Source organism: Sphingomonas olei, from assembly GCF_045369765.1.
Taxonomy (GTDB): domain Bacteria; phylum Pseudomonadota; class Alphaproteobacteria; order Sphingomonadales; family Sphingomonadaceae; genus Sphingomonas; species Sphingomonas panaciterrae.
This window is the reverse complement of sequence record NZ_JBIQEU010000019.1, coordinates 1-17,169: the sequence shown is the minus strand read 5'-3', so window position 1 is coordinate 17,169 and position 17,169 is coordinate 1. Positions and strand designations below refer to the sequence as shown.

Here is a 17,169-nt window from a genome sequence, read left to right as displayed (position 1 = left end):
GAGCAGTTATATGGCTCATCTGAGCAGAGCTTGCAAGGTGGGTTGGTCGATCGCACCCAACCTTATTTACGCTGCTGGACACGCTTGATCGGCAGCGAGGCGGTGCTTGCGCGGCCGCAGGCGTGGGCCGAGTTATCCCGAGGCGAGCATCGCCCGCAGTTTGAACAGGCGCTCCTCCAGCTCGAGCCACGATCGCCCCGGGACACGCGCTCCGCTCAGGAACTCCTCCAGCAGCGCGATCTCGCGGTCACGATCATGATGCGTGCGACAAAGCCGTGCGGCCACCAGCCAGTCCCAGGGCGCGCGGTCGCGCCGCGCTTTCGCCAGTAGCGGCGCCAGTTCGTCCTCCGGAACGGTGCCGGTCTTTTGGGCGCGAGGTTTGCCGACCGGGATCTTCGGCGCCTTCCGTTCGCCTGCCAGGATAGCGCCAGCCTCCGCGCGCCGCCTGAGCACGGGATGGTTCGGCGTTACGCTATCGGGGTAGCGGCCGAAATACTCGTCGACACTCTCTACGATCTCTCCGAAGCGGCCAAGCTTGCGCAGGACCAGCGTCAAACGATCCAGAGCTGCGATGTCACCTTGAGCAGAGACACCAATCTCACGTCTCAAGTCAGCGACAAGGCCTGTCTCGTAGGTGATCGCGCTGTATTCGTGCATCTGCGCGATTGCCTCGCGATACCGCGCGACCGCCCGTTCCGGATCGCTGATCTCCAGCGGCCGCGTTGCCGAGATGAAGCTGGTTGTCGCATCCCGCAGCTTGTGAAAGCGGTCGAGCGCCGCATAGTCGAATTGACGTCCCGGGTTGACCCAATTGATAAGGGTCTTGCCGTGGCGTACGATCAGTTCGCCTTCGAGTTCGAGGGCGTACCCCTCGTCCATATCCTCGGCGACGATCACGACTTCGTACGCACAGCCACACCGGCTCCGGACGAAGTGGTGCCATTGCGCATCGCGGTCCGTCGACCAGGCCCGAGAGCCTGATCCCTTGCCGATATAGAAGGGGATCCGGTCGGGCCCGAGATGCGCATAGACGTAGCAGCGCTTCGGTGTGCGGCGGTCGCCGAGCACGCGGAATGGTTGCAGTTCAACCTGTTCGAAGCGCTCGCTCATGGTCGGCCGCCGGCAAGTAGATGCTTCGCCAGGTGCAGCAAGATGTCGGCGGTGGCCGCGGCGGCTCCTGCCGCCTGAGCCCAGGTCACGGCGCGAATGGAATTCTTGATGACCTCGTCGACGGCGAGGTCCGCCTTCTTGCCGAGCCACACCATGATCTTGGCTCCCCATCGCTCGAAGCGGCGGCCGAGCGTCGCAAGCTCGAGTGCATCGGGCGCAGGATCAGCAAGCGCCGCCCGTGCCTCGACGATCGTCGCCCTGACGGTCTCCCGATCCTCATCGGAGTAGGGTGGAATGCCCACCTCGTCGGGGGGAGCATTGTGCCCGAGCTGTGCTGGAACCCTGGGAAGTTCGGCGATGATGGCTTCCAGTGCGTCCAGCCGTTCGAGCGCGGACGCCGTGAGCTGCGCCGCGTTGGCGTCGCTAAGCCCGCCATCCTCATCCTCGGGATGCTCGTAATAGTCGCCCGAGGAGGAGGGGGCCCACTCCGTGGTGCCATCGCTTTCGATCGCCTTGACGGCGGACAGGATCAGCTCCTCATCGTGCTCCTCTTGGAAGGCGCCGTACAGCACGTCACTTGCCTCGAACGGTCCGCCCCACGGATAGATGTAGCTGTCGGTCTCGTTGTCGCGCGGGGTTTGCACCTGCGGGTCTTCGAACTGCTCGTGGAACCAGGCGACCATCGTTTCGACGGCTGCTTCCCGGGCCGCCTTTCGCTCCTCTTCCTCGCGGCGTTTCTCCTCGACGGTGGCCCAATAATGAGCCTCCTCCTCCTCGTCAGCGCGTCGCCGCTCCTCGTCTGTCCACTCGCGAGCCATGGCAAATGGATAGCGGGCCCGCCTGCGTCCGTCCAAGCTTCTAAGCTCTCGCGTCGGGACGGCGCTACGCATCACCCATTTGCTGGCGGTCCTGCTTGGCGATGGCGATCAAGCGGATCCCTTCCGAGACGAGCCACTCGAACCGCTCGCGCGCAGTGCCCGGAGCGAGATCGAAACGCTCCTCGTGCCGGGCAAGAGCGAGCTCTTTGGCCCTTGGCATAGGAAATTGGCGGGCGAAGATCGTCACCGAAGCCTGCGCGTCCGAGGCCTCGTTGAAGTGCGCCCAATAATCTTTGGCCGCACTCCGCCACGTAGCGCTCGCCGCCACTGCTTCAGCGAGCGCCGCACGGTCGACCTGGTGGCGGGCGTGGGGCGTGGGTTCGCCGATCAGGGCTCGCAAGTCGGCGGGGCGCAACGCGTCTTCGCCAATCCCCGGCACGACCTTGCCCGCTTCCACGACGACCGATCGGCAGTCCTGGCACACTGAATAGGACCGATGTGCGTCGAAGATCAGGGGTATGTCATGGGCTCGCCGGCGCCACGCCAGGTTATCGGGGTTCGCCTCGACGCAGAAGTCCCGCAGCTGCTGGATCCGGGCACCGAACTTGCCGGTGTTGCCCCGCCTGGTGACCTCGAACTTGCTCCGCTCGCAGATGCCACAGATCCAATCCTCCCCGGCGCCCAGCCACGGGCGAGAGGTCGCATTGGCGGCGCAAACGGCGGCGAAGTCGGCGGCACTCGGCGCCACCACCCGCCGGTTCTGCCCCTTGCTCTTGGCCACGGAATGCCCGTCACTGGCGCGCGATCGGGCCCAGAGCGCTTCCTCCATCTCGGAGAGCCCGGAGCGGGGACTGCTCCTTTCCGAGGCCATGCGATATAGCATGGTGGCATTTGTGGAGGAATCCACCTGACCGGTGCCGTGGGCCTCACGATCGTGCCGACCGGCGTTCACGCGCTCGGCGAACATCCGCGCGAAGGAAGCCCGGTCGCGAAAAACGGGTTCGGCTGCTTGCCAGGCACTGCTTGCGGCGTTGGCGTCGAGTTCGTGCCGCTCGTTGGCGCGCACTCGGATGAAGCGGCTGATCTCGTCGGGCGAGAAGCTGAACCATCTGTCGATATCCGGCGCGAGCGCCGCCTTCATGTCCGCGTCGGCGTTGTTGCAATCCTCGCAGACCAGCGTGGCCGCAAACCGCTCGACCAACGGAAAGACGAGGGTATGCGCCACCTGTCGCCTAGCCCGCTCGTCGTCGCTGCCGTCCAGTTCCTTGACCGGGCGCAGCAGCGTCTTGGCGAAATCTCCGAGGTGATCATGATGCCACACGAGCTTGCACAGGAGGACCCCATCGGCGGTCACCCGCGCGATAGACGCTTTCGCACGCTGACAGCACGGACATTCCCACCCCTGCCATGTCGACGCCCAGTGGCTGTTCAGATCGAGCTTTGACGCCTGCAGCTTCTGCATCAAAGACCGCGTGAGGTGGCTCCAACGCCCGTCCACCACACGCGTAAGGATGTGTCCAGCGACCTGATCGTCATCCATGGCGGCGAAGTTCGGGATGTCGATCGTGATACGCTCTTGCACGGCCCAGCAGCTCCTTCTTCCTCAGCCGTTCCTAGAGGAACCGGTCGCCAGCGTGGTCGCGAAACCGATCGGCCGAGCGGACATATTCGGAGAGGATCTGGACCGTCTTGTGCCGGCTCACTTCCTGCATCTTGAAGATGGTCGCGCCCTGGCTGGCTGCCTCGGTCAGGAACCCCGCGCGCAGTGAATGACCCGAAAACTTACTTGCGTCATAGCCGGCGGCGGCGGCGCAGTGCTTGACGAGCCGGGCGACCGCCTTGTCAGACATCGGGAACGTGGTGAGCTGGTCGCCGCGGGTCAGCCGCCGAAACAGCGGCATGGCGGCTCCCTCAGTCGGGGTCCTCTGGACGTCGACCTCAAGGGCACGCACCGCAGCGATCCAGTCGAGCAACAAGGCTTTCGGGCGGATCCGCGAGCCTTCCGGGACCGCGATCGTCGCGCCTTCTCCTGCCTGGTCGGTCTTCGTCGCGCCTAGATACAGCTCCAGGCCGCGTTCGAGGACGCCGACGCTGTCCATCGTCAGCGCTACCAGCTCGGAGCGTCGCAGCGCCGCGGCCATGCCGAGCGCGAGGAGCGCGCGGTCGCGGGTGGCGCGCAGGCCATCGCCCTTGATCTCGGCTAGCATGTTGCGCAGCGCGGAGGCGTCGGCGGCGTCCTTCCTGGTCTTCCTGACCTTCTTGTCATTGCGAATGCCGGCGAGCGCCTCGCGCAAGCCCCCGGCTTCGGGGTGCGCGCCGGGCGCCGGATAGTTGCTTGCGCGGTGATAGTGGCCGATGGCTGCAACCCGCCGCTCGACGGTGCTCGCCTTGGCGCCGGCATGGGCCTGGTTGGCGACGAACGCGGCGATCTGCTCGGGGTGGGCCGGCATCGGCTGGAGCCCGCGCGAGCTGCACCATGCTTGGTAGATCTTCCAGTCGGACGCATAGGCGCGGTGCGTCGCCGCGGCGCGCGCCGCTTTCTTATAGGCAGCCGCGCGCTCTAGGTCCTCATGCAGGACCGCGAGCATGCCGCTGGCGGCGACGAGCGCGGGAAGCGCGGGGGTCGACCCGGCTTCATCGCTCATTTCGCCGTTCTCCTCGTCCGCCACCATGCCCTCAACCACGCTGCGGAGTCGTTCTGCCACCCTCCCCGTGCCTTGTCACTCGTGTCCGATAAGGAATGTTATCGGACACGAGAAGCGTGCATAGAGACGGTCCTCGCCTCTTGCCTTTGGGTGGAGCGCAACGCGAAAGCCGTCCAGCGCTGATCTGACAAACGCAGAGGGCAGCGCTATACCCTTGTGGGGCCTGCCAGCTGCGAGGTTGGCGACCGCATCGAACAGGTTGTCGCCACATTCGAGCTGCAGCGCTACCTTCAACTGCGGCCGGTCTCAATATTGCTCCTAGATTGACAATAATCGCAGCGAGGAATGAAGTCCTGCAATGGGGATCCTCACAAACATCAAGTCGCTGCAGGGAATGGGAATCTACGCCGACCGCGGCGCGCGATCGCCGTCCCTGAACTTCCGACGCTACAATCTGATTTACGGGTTTAACGGTTCGGGCAAGAGCACGCTGTCGCGGCTGTTCGCAAGCCTCGAGTCGGGTGGACCGCACCCGAAGCTCCCGCAGAGCGGCACGTTCGAGGTGACGCTGGACGACGGGACGGCGTTCGGGTGCCCGACCAATCCCAAAGGGTTCGAGCAACGGATGCTCGTGTTCAACTCGGACTACATCGAGCAGAACCTTCAATGGGCCGCCGGGCGCGCGAAACCGGTGTTTTACATCGGCGCGGACCAGGCGGAAGCTGCCGCCGAGCTGACGAGGATCGGGGGCGACATCGTCAAGGCGGAAGCGAAGAGCGAGGCGGCGGCTGCGACCGAGAGGGCCGCGGACAAGACCTTCGCCAGCTACAAGCGCGAGCGCGCCAAGTCGGTCGCGTCGCGCCTCCATCTCGGTAGCCGCAAGTACGAGGCGCCGGCGCTCGCGAGGGACTTCGACACCTGGAAGGATCATGAAGGACCCAGGTTGACGGATGACGAGCTGAAGGCCGCCGAGGACACCCGCAGGATGGACGAGCCAATGCCCGGCCGCGACCCGCTGTCATTCGAAAAGAGCACCATCGAGACGGCCTACCGGTTCATCGCCGAGGTCTGCGGCCAGTCGCTCGCGACCGTCGCGCTCGAGGAGGTGCGGCGGCACCCAGACATGCTACTCTGGCTGAAGCGCGGCCACGAATACCACGACGCCCACGGGCTGGCCGACTGCCTTCTGTGCGGGAACGAGATCCCGGCGGAACGCCGCGCCTTGCTGGCGGCGGCGCTCGACGACAGGGTCGATCAGTTCGTCGCCCGCCTGAAGAGAACCGCCGAACGTCTCGACGGTCTTCTAGGGTCGATCAACCAACTGGCCGCCCAGCTGCCCGCGGTGGACGACCTGGCCAGCGAACTGCGGCCCGGCTTCAGGGACCTGAGGCAGGACGCGTCGAAGAACGCGCGCCAGCTCGCGGAGCAGTTGCGCACGCTGCAAGGCGTGCTGTCCGCAAAGCTGGAGCGGCCCGCCTCTCCCGCGGATATGAAGGACGTCGCCGCCGAGGCGGATGTGCTCGCCACCGCCGAGCGCCTGGCGGCAAGCGTCGCGAGCGTCAACGAGACGATCGCAGTCCACAACCAAGGCGTCGCCGACTTCGCGAAGCGGAAGGAGGATGCGGAGACGTCCATCCGCCGCCACTTCATCGTCGACTGCCGCGAGGAATACGCCAAGACGGCGAATGACGTCGGCGACGCCACCGCCAGGCTGAAGGTCGAGACCGATGCGCTGTCCGCCCTGCGGGAGAACGCACGCGAGCTGCGCCAGCGCATCCGGACGCACGGCCCCGCGGCCGCCGTCATCAACAAGCTCATCGCGGCCTACCTCGGCCACGGCGAGCTGACCATCAACCCCGTCGACGAAGGCTATGAACTGCACCGCCATGGGACGCCGATCACCGGCATGCCGAGCGAGGGCGAGAAGACAGCCATCGCGATCTCCTACTTCCTCTCCTCCATCGAGGCGGACAACCGGAAGCTGAAGGACGTCATCGTGGTGGTGGACGACCCGGTCTCGAGCCTCGACACCAAGGCGCTAAACTTCGCCTGCTCCCTCGTGAGGACGCGGCTCGAGAAAGCCGCGCAGGTCTTCGTCCTCACGCACAATCTCCAGTGCATGAACGAGTTCCGAAAGGCCTGGAAGGGCAAGGCACGGCCTCCCGCCGGCAAGGATCCGACCGCCACATTCCTCTACATTGACGTCACGATCCCCGAGGGAGAGCACCGCCGCTCCTCCAGGATCATCGAGATGTCGAAGCTGCTCCGCGAGTACGATTCGGAGTACCACTTCCTTTTCAGTCACGTGCTGCGCTTCGCCGAGCAGCCAGACGCTTACGACGACCACAGCTACATGATGCCCAACGTGATCCGCCGGGTGCTCGACGTGTTCCTCGCCTTCAAGAGTCCGGGTGGTGGAGGACTGCCTGGCCAGCTCGACAAACTGTGCGCGGACTATCCGGATCTCGACAGGGAGAGGCTGGCGGCGCTCGAACGGCTCACCCAAGTCGAATCCCACTCCGACAACCTCGACGACCTGCTGTCCTTCTCAACGATGACCCTCGAGGAGACGCGGGGAGCGGCCGCTGCGCTCTTCGCCATGATGGAACACGTCGACGGGAACCACCTAAAACGGCTGAAGGGCCTCTGCACCTGATACCTTCTGGCCGTCGAAAGCCTGGGGCATTCCGCCGGAGGACGCCGAGGATTGTTGGCAACACAGACCGCAAACCTGAGAGCTATCGACAACGTTTGCTCATAGGAGCGCGTGCAACGACACCGAGTTGTCGGCATCAAAACTGTGCTGCATGTTGGCGCGCGCGATGTGATGATGAAGATTGCGCGGCCGACGCTTGGGGGTGAGCCATTACAGACTTCCGTTTCCTGCATGCCGCCGACATCCACCTCGACAGCCCGCTGCGCGGCCTGTCGAGATACGAGGGACTTCCGGAGGAAGACATCCGAGGTGCGACCCGGGCGGCATTCGACAACCTCGTCCAACGGGCCCTCGACGAGGAAGTCGACTTCGTGGTGATCGCCGGCGACCTGTTCGACGGGGACTGGAAGGACATGGGTACCGGCCTCTACTTCGCGCGGGCGATGGGTCGGCTCGCCCAGGCTGACGTCCCGGTCTTCCTGCTGTCCGGCAACCATGACGCGGAGTCGGTGCTGACGCGCAGCATCCCTTGGCCCGACAACGTCAAGCTGTTCGGGACGAGGCGCCCGGAGACTCATGTCCTGCCGGAGTTCGCCGTCGCCGTGCACGGCCAGAGCTTCGCAACGCCGGCCGTTACCGACAACCTCGTCCTCGCCTATCCCGACGCGGTCGAGCACCACTTCAACATCGGCGTGCTCCACACCGCGCTAGCCGGCCGCCAGGGCCATGCCGCGTACGCCCCGTGCAGCCTGGAGGACCTCAGGTCCAAGCACTACGACTACTGGGCGCTCGGCCATGTCCACGAGCACGAGGTCGTCTCAGAAGACCCATACGTCGTCTTCCCGGGCAACACGCAGGGACGCACGATCCGCGAGACCGGGCCTAAGGGCGCGGTAATAGTGGCGGTGGAGGACGCCCAGATCGTCAACATCGAGCACGTCGAACTGGACGTACTGCGCTGGGCGCACGTCGAGGTCGACTGCACCGGGGCGGCGGCAGACGCGGTGGCCTCGCTCATGCGCGCATCACTCCTCTCCACTTGGCAGGCCGATGCGGCAGGCCTGCCTCTCGTCGCACGAGTGTCGCTCACCGGCGAGACCGCGGACGCCGGCGCACTACACGACGGCGTGTCGTCGATCCGCGACGACGCGCGCGCGGTCGCCGCGTCAATATCGCCGGACCTGTTCATCGAAAGGGTGAAGGTGCTGGTCGGACCGCCCGCGCAACCGCAGCAGATCCGGATTGGGGACGACCTGTCGTCCCTCATCGGACAAGCGGCTACCGACCCGGAGCTCGCCGCCCTCCTCGCCGAGGACCTCGCCCCGTTCATGCTCGCCACGCAGACCGCGATCGGCCAGTCGCCGGACGATGCCGACGACGAGGGCCTGCGGCGATCCGCGGGCGACGGGGACTGGACGGCGGTGCTCCAAACGGCGACACTCGCGCTGCGGTCGCGCCTGACTGGGGAGGCGTAGGTGCGCTTCGTAAACCTGTCGCTCGAGCGCTACGGCCACTTTGAGGACTGCTCGCTCTCGTTCCGCAACGGCCAACCGGACCTGCACGTCATCTACGGCGCGAACGAGGCCGGCAAGACCACGTCGCTCGCCGCGGTGTCGGATCTCTTGTTCGGCTTCCCAGTCCGATCGCCCTACAACTTCATGTACGACTACTCGCTCCTGCGGGTCGGCGCCGTGCTTGAGGACGAGGGGGCCACGCTCGCCTGCCGCCGCAAGAAGGCCCCAAACGCCTCGCTCGTTGGTCCGGACGACCGGCCGATCGACGAGGGCGCGCTCCTCGCGATGCTCAGGGGACAGACGAGGGAGACCTTCGGCCTCTCGTTCAGCCTGGACCAGGAGGGCCTGCGGGCCGGCGGCAAGGCCATGGTCGAGGCCCGCAATGACCTTGGCCGGGCGCTGTTCGCGGCCGGCTCCGGCCTTACCGGAGTCTCGGACGAGCTGGCGCGGCTGGAGGAGGAGGCGGACGCCATCTGGGGTCCACGCGCGTCCAACAGACGCTCCTTCACCGTCGCCCAGCGGGAACTTGAGGCCGGCCTGCGTTCCATCCGCGACAGGTCGCTCCGACCGAGGATCTGGACCGACGCGAGGGCGGCGGTGGCGACCGCGCAGGCCGCATTGGACGAGGCCCAACGTCGGCGCGACGAGTTGCTCGCCGAGATGAGCCGCGCGGAGCGGATCCGCCGGATCGCGCCGTCGGCGCGCCTGCGGGCGGAACACCTGGCCGCCCTCGAGGCACACGGTGCGACTATCGAGCTGGCTGCGCAGCGCGAGGAGGCGGCAGAAACCGCGATGGGCGAGGCCGCGTCCGCGGGCCGCGCGAAGGCCGCCGCGGCGAAGCTGGCTGAGGAAGCAGCCGAGCGTGTGGACGCGCTTGTGGCGGACGAGGCGATACTGGCTCAGGCGGATCTCGTCGACACGCTCGTGAGCGCCTCGGGGGCGGTCGCGAAGGCGAGCAGCGACATGGTCCGACTCAGGACCGAGCACGCTACGCGGACCGGCCGGATCGAACGCCTACGGGAGGAGGCTGGCGCGCTGGCCGCCGATCCACCGTCACGGATCGCCAGCGCGAGGCTGCGCGAACTCGCGCTCTCGCACGTCGAGGACAGGTCGGCGATCGCCCAGATCGCGCAGAGCGAGGAGGAGCTCGACGAACGGCGGAGGGCGGCCTCGGGTCTCCCGCGCAAGACCGACGATGAGCCGAATAGCGACCTGGGGCCGGTCATCGCCGCCGTCGACGCCGCGCGCGCGCTCGGTGCCGACTTCGACGCCCGCTGCCAGTCCCTGCGGAGGACGGCCGACACAGCCTCGACGACCCTGGCGCAGTCGCTTTCGCGGCTGGCGCCGTGGAGCGGCGACGCCGCGACGCTCCTGGAGCTCCCCCGAATCGAACAGGCGGAGATCGATGAAGCGCGGACGGCGATGGCGAACCTCTCGGCCGAAGCCGAGCGGGAGTCCGCCGCCGCCGGGCGCGCCCGGGAGGAGGCCGCGGCCCTTTCCCTCCAAATGGAGCAGCTCGCCTCCGGGAACGCGGTCTCCGCGGAGGAGATCCAGAGCGCGCGCACCGCCCGCAACGAACACTGGCACCCGCTCCGCGATCACATTCTGACCGCGGCGCCAATCGCCGCGCCGGGCGAAGCTGTCACCGTCTTCGAAGCCACCCTGGCAGAGGCGGACCAGCTCAGTGACCTGCGGTTCGCGGCGGCCGACGAGTCGAGCCGTCTTGCCGACATGCAGAACCGGGTCGCGAAGCTCATGCTCGATGCGGAGCAGGCGGAGCTTCGCGCGAAGGGCGCGGAGGAGCGCGTCGACACCAAACGAAGCGCCTGGCGGGAGAGGCTGGAAGCGGCGGGCCATATCGATATGGAGCCGACGCGCCTTGTCGGCTGGAACGCCGCGAGGGATGTCGCCGAGGCGGCGTACGCCGCCTCCGTCGCGGCGATGGCGGAAGCCGAGGCGGCCGACGTCCGCCGGGCCAAGGTACGACAGGCACTCGCATCATGTCTCGCCCAAGGCGCCGCCCCGCCGGATGCCGCCGAGATCGCGCCCATCCTGGCGATCGCCGGGCGACTGCGGGCCGACCTTGAGGCGGCCGAGCAGCAGAGACGGCTCGACGAGGCCGCCGCGGCGCGTATCGAGCAGGACGCCGACACCCTCAGACGACGCAGGAAGCGGCTCGAGGACGTGGCTGCCGTCCGTGAAGCTCAGTGGCGCGAGCAACTAGACCAGACCGGGCTCGACCTCGAGCTCGGAAACGCGATCGCCGCGCTCGACATACTCGACGAGCTGCGCGTCGAGATCGAGGCGCTGTTGGACCTGCAGGGACGGCTCGACGGGATGGAAAGGGACGCGGCCGACCACGGCGCCAGGGTCCACGCGGCCGGCGACGCCGTCGGCATCCCCGCGTCCGAAAATCCGGAGGAGCGGCTGACCGCGCTACGGAGCCGCCTGACCTCCGCGCGCGCCACGGCCAAGGTCATGGACGCCCTGAAGGCCACCATGGAGGCCCGCAATGAAGAGGTGGAGGCCGAGGAGGCGAGGTTAGCGGCGGCCATGGGTTCCCTCAGGAGCCTGATGGAGGAGACGGGTTCGGAAGGCGTCGACGAGCTCGCGGCCGCCATCGCGCGATCTCGCGCGGTCAGAGCGCTCCGGGAGGCGGTCGCGGATGCCGAGACGGCGATCACATCGGCCGGCGACGGCAAAGGTCTTGCGGAACTCCTCGGATCCCTCGACGGCGTCGATCCGGACGGCCTGGCGGCCAGGACACAGACGCTCGAATCCCAACTGGCGGACCTAAACGCCGAGGTGGATGCCGCGGCGGGCCGGCTCGGCGATGCACGGAGGGCGTTCGCCAATCTCGAGCAGGAGGGAGACAGCGCCATCGACGCTGCCACGGACGCGGGTCAGGCCCGGGCGGAGCTGGCGGTCCTTTCAGAGCAATATATCCTGAAGCGGGCGCAGGCGGTGACGCTGCGTTGGGCAATCGAGAGATATCGCGAGCAACACCAGGATCCGATGCTGCTTCGCGCCTCGGAGCTCTTCTCGGCCCTGACGATCGGGCGATACGCCGCGCTGCGGATCGACAGCGACGCCGCCTCGCCGCGCCTCCTCGGGGTACGTGACGACGGCAGGACCGTCGTCGAAGTCGGCGCCATGAGCGAGGGTACCACCGACCAGCTGTTCCTCGCATTGCGCCTCGCCGCCGTCGAGCAGTCCGTCGCCGCGGGCGTCCGTCTGCCGTTCTTAGCCGACGACCTCTTCGTCAATTTCGACGACGACCGGTCCGAAGCGGGCTTCCGCGTGCTGGCGGAGCTCGCCAGGTCGACGCAGGTCCTCTTCTTCACCCACCATCCCCATCTCAAATCGATCGCACGCTCCGTGGTGGGCGCCGATATCCACTCGGAGTGCGCGCTGGGTTGAAACCCGCGCCGCCGGGGCATCTCCCCGCGCTGAGGCCGCACTGGGCCGCCGCTCAGGCTCTTTCGGAAGACCTAAGCTACCATGGGCGGTCCTGAGGGGAAGACGCCTGATCGGATGCGGTCGGTCGGCCCCTATAGAGCCCGGCTCCATTTCCCAAGGCCCCCACAGCAGGTCCGAAGAGACTGCGCGAGGTGGAAACACAACCTGCACCGCTCGCGACGACGTTCATTCGGAAACGCGGCGGCCGGCAGCGCCGATCGTCGAGACGACGGCGCTGCCCAGTCCGGCGACCGCGTCGGTCTACACCTCCCTTACTCGTCCCGCTGGCCAAACAGGCTGAGCAGCAGCTGGAACAGGTTCACCAAGTTGAGATACAGCGACAGCGCGCCCATCACCGCCAGCTTCTCTGCCCGTTCGGTCCCGGCATAAGCGAGATACTCGCTCTTGAGGCGCTGCGTGTCCCAAGCCGTCAGGCCAGTGAACACCAGCACGCCGACTACCGAGAAGACGAGCTGCAGCGTCGATGAGCCGACGAACAGGTTCACGAGGCTCGCGATTACGACGCCGATCAGACCGACCATCAGGAAGGTCGACCAGCGCGACAAGTCTACGTTCGTCGTGTAGCCCCACAGGCTCATAGCCGCGAACACGGCCGCGGCGCTGAAGAAGGCGAGCGCGATGCTGGTGCCTGTGAACACCAGGAAGATGCTCGCCATCGAGAGACCCATGACCGCAGCAAAGGCGAAGAAGGCCGCCCGCGCCTGTGCGGTCGTCATTCGCTCGACCCTGAAAGAGAAAAACAGGACGAACGCCAGCGGCGCGAAGATCGCAACCCACTTCAGCGGTGTCCCGAAGATCGGCTGGTACAGCGCTGGCACGCTCGCGACGAGAGACGCCACCAGCGCGGTGATGCCGAGGCCGACAGCCATATTGCGATAGACGCCAAGCATGTGCCGGCGCAGGCCTTCATCATACGCGGCCGTGCTCGCAGCTCGGGCCGAGGGAAAAGGCCGATAGGTATTCGGTTCGAACAATCTGTTCATGCCTCACTCCATTGCTCCAATGTCAATGAGGCACTCGGCCGGCTCCACAAGGGAGCTCGCGATCCTGCACCGAGCGCGCTCGATGCGGTCCGATATCACGGGGGCAAGACTGCCTCCGTCAGAGGGGCCCGGTCCGCAGAGACAAAACTATAGTTGGCCGCATAAGTTTCAAGGGGTGATCACTCGATCAGATGTTGGACAATCTCGACGGTCAACTCTTGAAACCGACCCAGCCCTGACTAGTTTTGGTCGTGCCGGACGCCGTTCGGGTCCGGTGGACATAGAGGGCGTCGGCTCTCCGTTTCCGACGCTTCTCATGCCCAGATTGCTCACAGGAGGATTTGGAGATGAGAACCAACTTCGACTTTTCGCCGTATCGGCGATCGACGGTCGGCTTCGACCGTCTCTTCAACCTGCTCGAGTCAGGTGCCCGCGAGGATGATGGCTATCCGCCCTTCGACATCGTGAAGGACGGGGACGACAGCTACCGCATCACGCTCGCGGTCGCGGGTTTCCGCCCTGAGGACATCGAGATTGTCGCTCAGCAGAACCTGCTCACCGTCACCGGCAAGCGCGCCGAGGACGACACCAGGGGCGAGTATCTGCACCGCGGTATCGCTGCTCGTTCCTTCGAGCGGCGCTTCCAGCTTGCCGACTTCGTCGAGGCGGGCGATGCCCGGTTCGAGAATGGCCTGCTGTCGATCGCGCTGAAGCGCGTCGTCCCCGAGGCCATGAAGCCGCGCAAGATCGAGATCGCTGGCGGCAGCGGCGACGGCGATCGACTCGAAGCGCCCAAGGGCGACGACCGCGCAGCGGCCTGATCCCCGCGACAATGAAAGGCTCTATCGGCGCGCCGCGACGCGGAGCGGCCGATGGGCCATGTTCAACACCTGCCAGGAAAGGAGGTAAACCATCATGGCAATTCGTGATCTCATTCCATGGGGCCGGCAGGAAAGCCGTGCTCCCGTCCGAACCGACCAGGCACCCGACCAGCAGCATCCGCTTGTGTCGCTGCACCGGGATGTGAACCGCTTGTTCGACGACGTTTTCCGCGGCTTCGGCGTGCCCGCGCTGAACGGCTGGGGGCGTAGCCTCGACTGGCCCACCGTGGAGCTTTCGGAGACGGACAAGGAAATCCGCGTCACCGCCGAACTGCCTGGCATCGACGAAAAGGACGTCGACATCAGGGTCGAGGACAACGTCCTGTCGATCCGCGGCGAGAAGCGCGCCGAAACCGAGGACAAGGAACGCGGCTACTCAGAGCGAACATATGGCCGCTTCGAGCGCCACATCGGGTTGCCGCGCGGCGTCGAGGAAGACCGGGCGAGCGCGACCTTCAAGAAGGGCGTGCTGACGATCGTCTTGCCCAAGACAGCAGAGACGATCGAGAGCCGGCGCACCATTCCGATCAACGCTAGCTGATAGGACGTGGGGTAGCCGCCAGGAGCGGCTGCCCCTTTCGGAGGCGAACATGGCAACGAACCCGATCTTTGCTTCATCCTGGGAGGCGGAGCCTGTTCAGGCCACGCTGCCCACACAGATCGCGAACGACAACGAGGCGACTGAGGCGGCCTCGTCGTACGACGCCCAGTGGAGGCGCTACGCGAGCGCGATCCCGACAGGCGCGGTCGCGATCATCGAGCCCGATCCGCTTGGCAACCGCTCCGGCGGCCGAGCCCGTGAAGGGCTGTGGCATCTTCGGTTCCGCGTACGCGCGCGCCCTTTCGTCGATCCGCTGACCGGCTGGACCGGTGGGTGCGATCCCCTTACCCATCTGGACCTCAGCTTTCGCTCGCGGGAGGCAGCCGAGGATTACTGCCGGCGATACGGTATCCCGTACGAATGCCTCGGGACCACACGCAAGGCAGAGCCTCGTCCGCAGGAGACGCTGCGCTTCGACCATGTCGGCGTCCCGACCTGCTGCATGCCGGCCGGGCCGCATCCTGTTTGCTGCGGTGAGCCGAGCTCTTGGCATCTGTTGGAGGTCGGAGGATCGCACCCGCAGGATCGCTGCGTTTCCCGAAGCTGACGCGCTTGCTGAGCCGGAACGAACGCGCGCCGCTCTCCCGAGCGTCCGCGATCGGAGGCGCGCTGCTCATCTCCGTGTGCCGATCTCCACATGAGACTAAGGGGACCGATCCTTGCCCTTCACCTGCCCCAACTGTCGGCAACAGCTTCACCTCGAGGAAAGCGCCTGCCCCAGTTGCGCGCGTCCGGTCGGCTTCGACTGGCGGATCGACGCCTTCAGATATCTCGACCCCCAATCAGGCGAGTGGCAGGATGCAAGAGGAGCGCGAGCGGCTCTGAAGCCCTGCGCCAATCAGCGTTATGGCGCGTGCAACTGGCTCGCAGACGTCTCGGGAGACGGCGCGACGGCGCGGCCAGCGATGTGCCGGGCCTGCCGGCACAACCGGATCATCCCCGATCTCGCCGTCCCCGGCGTCCTCCAACGTTGGCGACGCATCGAGGAGGCCAAGCGTCGTATGATCCGAAGCGTGATCAAGCTCGGCCTGCCGCTCGAGACCAAAGCTGAGCGGCCGGACGGTCTCGCCTTCGACTTCCTCTACGACCCTGCCGCGGAAAACGGCTACGTGCCGCAGCTCCTCACCGGGCATGCCGACGGGGTGATCACCCTGAACGTGATCGAAGCGGATGACGTGGCGCGCGAGCGAATCCGACACGAAATGGGGGAGCCGTATCGGACCCTTCTCGGTCACTTCCGTCATGAGATCGGCCACTATTATTGGTATAGGCTCGTTGCCGGGACCGACATGCAGGATCGCTTCCGAGCGCTGTTCGGGGACGAGCGTACCGATTATTCGGAGGCGGTACGTCGCTACTATGCTGGCGGCCCTCCCCCCGCTTGGGCCGACGGCCATATCAGTGCCTACGCCACAGCCCATCCTTGGGAGGACTTCGCGGAAACCTTCGCCCATTACCTCCATATCGTCGACACACTTGGGGCGATGACGGACTTCGGCGTCGCACTCAAAGCGCAGGTCGGGACAGGGGACGAGATCGATGCTTACAGCGCTGACACCGCCGCGCTTGTCGGGCGCTGGCTGCCCACCTCCTTCGCCCTCAACGCGGTCAACCGCGCGATGGGGCACCCCGACCTCTATCCTTTTCGGCTCAACCCCGGGGTCGTCCTCAAGCTCGATTTCGCCAACCAAGTGGTCGCACGAGCCGCTGCGCGCCAGACGGGGCAGGAAGCCTCCGATCTGACCGCGCTCATCGCGATGTTCGGGCACGGGGTCTAACGGCGAGCAGAGCAACGGAGTGGCCCAGATGAGGGACAAGGCACTCGGCTTCCAAGCGGGTAAAGAGACGGGCGCGTGTGCTCCAGCTTCTACGCGCGGGCGCGGGGCGTAGCGGTGCCCACTCTCGTCCTGCTCCGCCACGGCCAGTCGACCTGGAATCTTGAGAACCGGTTCACCGGCTGGTGGGACGTGAACCTGACGCCGCTGGGCGAGGCTGAGGCCAGGGCGGCGGGTGAGCTGTTGGCGGCGAGAGGGTTGGATTTCGACCTCTGCTTCACGAGCGTGCTTACGCGTGCAATCAAGACGCTCAACCTCGCGCTCGAAGCCATGGGGCGGCTGTGGTTGCCCGTCGAGAAGCACTGGCGGCTGAACGAGCGCCACTACGGCGCCCTCACCGGTCTCAACAAGGTCGAGACTGCGGCGGCGCACGGAGACGAGCAGGTCGTGCTCTGGCACCGCTCCTTCGACGTCCGACCGCCGAACCAAGAGCCGGGGGGGCCGTATGATCTGGCCGGCGATCGCAGGTATGCCGGCATGGCGGTCCCGAAGGCAGAGAGCCTCAAGGACACGGTCGCGCGGGTGCTACCCTACTGGGAAACGCGGATCGCGCCCGAGCTTAGGGCTCAGATCTGTAATTTGCAGTCGCTCGGCGGTTGTCCCTTGAGGGTCTCAAGGATCTGTCCGCACTCGCCGGCCTGGGGGT

Annotated in this window: 13 protein-coding genes; 8 read left to right on the top strand and 5 right to left on the bottom strand. The window is 66.3% G+C overall.

What is annotated here, in order from left to right:
• Window positions 1–132: 132 nt before the first annotated feature.
• Genes ACH0BU_RS15290 through ACH0BU_RS15275 form a run of 4 tightly spaced genes read right to left on the bottom strand, consistent with a single transcriptional unit; the run spans window position 133 to window position 4,633 of the window.
• Window positions 133–1,110, bottom strand: a complete 978-nt coding sequence (locus ACH0BU_RS15290; protein ID WP_406889266.1) for a GIY-YIG nuclease family protein — start codon at window positions 1,108–1,110, stop codon at window positions 133–135.
• On the bottom strand, window positions 1,107–2,000 hold the full coding sequence (locus ACH0BU_RS15285; RefSeq protein ID WP_500264267.1) for a hypothetical protein: 894 nt from the start codon (window positions 1,998–2,000) through the stop codon (window positions 1,107–1,109). The genes ACH0BU_RS15290 and ACH0BU_RS15285 overlap by 4 nt, the downstream gene beginning before the upstream one ends.
• Entirely contained in the window at window positions 1,993–3,510 is a 1,518-nt protein-coding gene (locus ACH0BU_RS15280) for a hypothetical protein (RefSeq protein WP_500264266.1), read from the bottom strand. Before ACH0BU_RS15280 ends, ACH0BU_RS15285 begins: the two co-directional genes overlap by 8 nt.
• A 31-nt stretch (window positions 3,511–3,541) precedes the next feature.
• Window positions 3,542–4,633, bottom strand: coding sequence for a site-specific integrase (locus ACH0BU_RS15275; RefSeq protein ID WP_500264265.1), 1,092 nt, complete (start codon window positions 4,631–4,633; stop codon window positions 3,542–3,544).
• 298 nt (window positions 4,634–4,931) lie between these two features.
• Here ACH0BU_RS15275 and ACH0BU_RS15270 point away from each other — a divergent pair, with 298 nt between their 5' ends.
• The 3 genes from ACH0BU_RS15270 to ACH0BU_RS15260 all read left to right on the top strand — a co-directional run bounded on the left by ACH0BU_RS15270 (window position 4,932) and on the right by ACH0BU_RS15260 (window position 12,163).
• Window positions 4,932–7,229, top strand: a complete 2,298-nt coding sequence (locus ACH0BU_RS15270) for an ATP-binding protein (RefSeq protein ID WP_406889352.1) — start codon at window positions 4,932–4,934, stop codon at window positions 7,227–7,229.
• 227 nt (window positions 7,230–7,456) lie between these two features.
• Entirely contained in the window at window positions 7,457–8,704 is a 1,248-nt protein-coding gene (locus tag ACH0BU_RS15265; protein WP_406889601.1) for a metallophosphoesterase family protein, read from the top strand.
• A complete protein-coding gene (locus ACH0BU_RS15260) occupies window positions 8,705–12,163 on the top strand; it encodes an ATP-binding protein (protein ID WP_406889355.1) in 3,459 nt (1,152 codons plus the stop codon).
• 311 nt (window positions 12,164–12,474) lie between these two features.
• Here the strand turns inward: ACH0BU_RS15260 and ACH0BU_RS15255 are convergent, their stop codons facing one another.
• A complete protein-coding gene (locus ACH0BU_RS15255) occupies window positions 12,475–13,206 on the bottom strand; it encodes a Bax inhibitor-1/YccA family protein (protein ID WP_406889358.1) in 732 nt (243 codons plus the stop codon).
• Between the two features lie 347 nt (window positions 13,207–13,553).
• Between ACH0BU_RS15255 and ACH0BU_RS15250 the strand changes: the two genes are divergently transcribed.
• From ACH0BU_RS15250 to ACH0BU_RS15230, 5 genes are all read left to right on the top strand, one after another.
• Window positions 13,554–14,027, top strand: a complete 474-nt coding sequence (locus tag ACH0BU_RS15250) for an Hsp20 family protein (protein WP_406889361.1) — start codon at window positions 13,554–13,556, stop codon at window positions 14,025–14,027.
• 94 nt (window positions 14,028–14,121) lie between these two features.
• Window positions 14,122–14,628, top strand: a complete 507-nt coding sequence (locus tag ACH0BU_RS15245; RefSeq protein WP_406889363.1) for an Hsp20/alpha crystallin family protein — start codon at window positions 14,122–14,124, stop codon at window positions 14,626–14,628.
• 49 nt (window positions 14,629–14,677) lie between these two features.
• The gene (locus tag ACH0BU_RS15240; RefSeq protein WP_406889365.1) at window positions 14,678–15,235 is read left to right on the top strand and encodes an NADH dehydrogenase ubiquinone Fe-S protein 4; all 558 of its coding nucleotides are present in this window, start codon (window positions 14,678–14,680) and stop codon (window positions 15,233–15,235) included.
• Between the two features lie 112 nt (window positions 15,236–15,347).
• Entirely contained in the window at window positions 15,348–16,466 is a 1,119-nt protein-coding gene (locus ACH0BU_RS15235; RefSeq protein ID WP_500264264.1) for a zinc-binding metallopeptidase family protein, read from the top strand.
• Window positions 16,467–16,580: 114 nt separating this feature from the next.
• Window positions 16,581–17,169 (top strand): 2,3-bisphosphoglycerate-dependent phosphoglycerate mutase (locus ACH0BU_RS15230; protein ID WP_500264263.1); only part of this gene is annotated, 589 nt, incomplete at its 3' end.

Bases quoted from the DNA above. Each gene is read 5' to 3' on its own strand.
- ACH0BU_RS15290 (WP_406889266.1), bottom strand. From the start codon at position 1,110: ATGAGCGAGCGCTTCGAACAGGTTGAACTGCAACCATTCCGCGTGCTC.
- ACH0BU_RS15285 (WP_500264267.1), bottom strand. From the start codon at position 2,000: ATGCGTAGCGCCGTCCCGACGCGAGAGCTTAGAAGCTTGGACGGACGC.
- ACH0BU_RS15270 (WP_406889352.1), top strand. From the start codon at position 4,932: ATGGGGATCCTCACAAACATCAAGTCGCTGCAGGGAATGGGAATCTAC.
- ACH0BU_RS15255 (WP_406889358.1), bottom strand. From the start codon at position 13,206: ATGAACAGATTGTTCGAACCGAATACCTATCGGCCTTTTCCCTCGGCC.
- ACH0BU_RS15250 (WP_406889361.1), top strand. From the start codon at position 13,554: ATGAGAACCAACTTCGACTTTTCGCCGTATCGGCGATCGACGGTCGGC.
- ACH0BU_RS15245 (WP_406889363.1), top strand. From the start codon at position 14,122: ATGGCAATTCGTGATCTCATTCCATGGGGCCGGCAGGAAAGCCGTGCT.
- ACH0BU_RS15240 (WP_406889365.1), top strand. From the start codon at position 14,678: ATGGCAACGAACCCGATCTTTGCTTCATCCTGGGAGGCGGAGCCTGTT.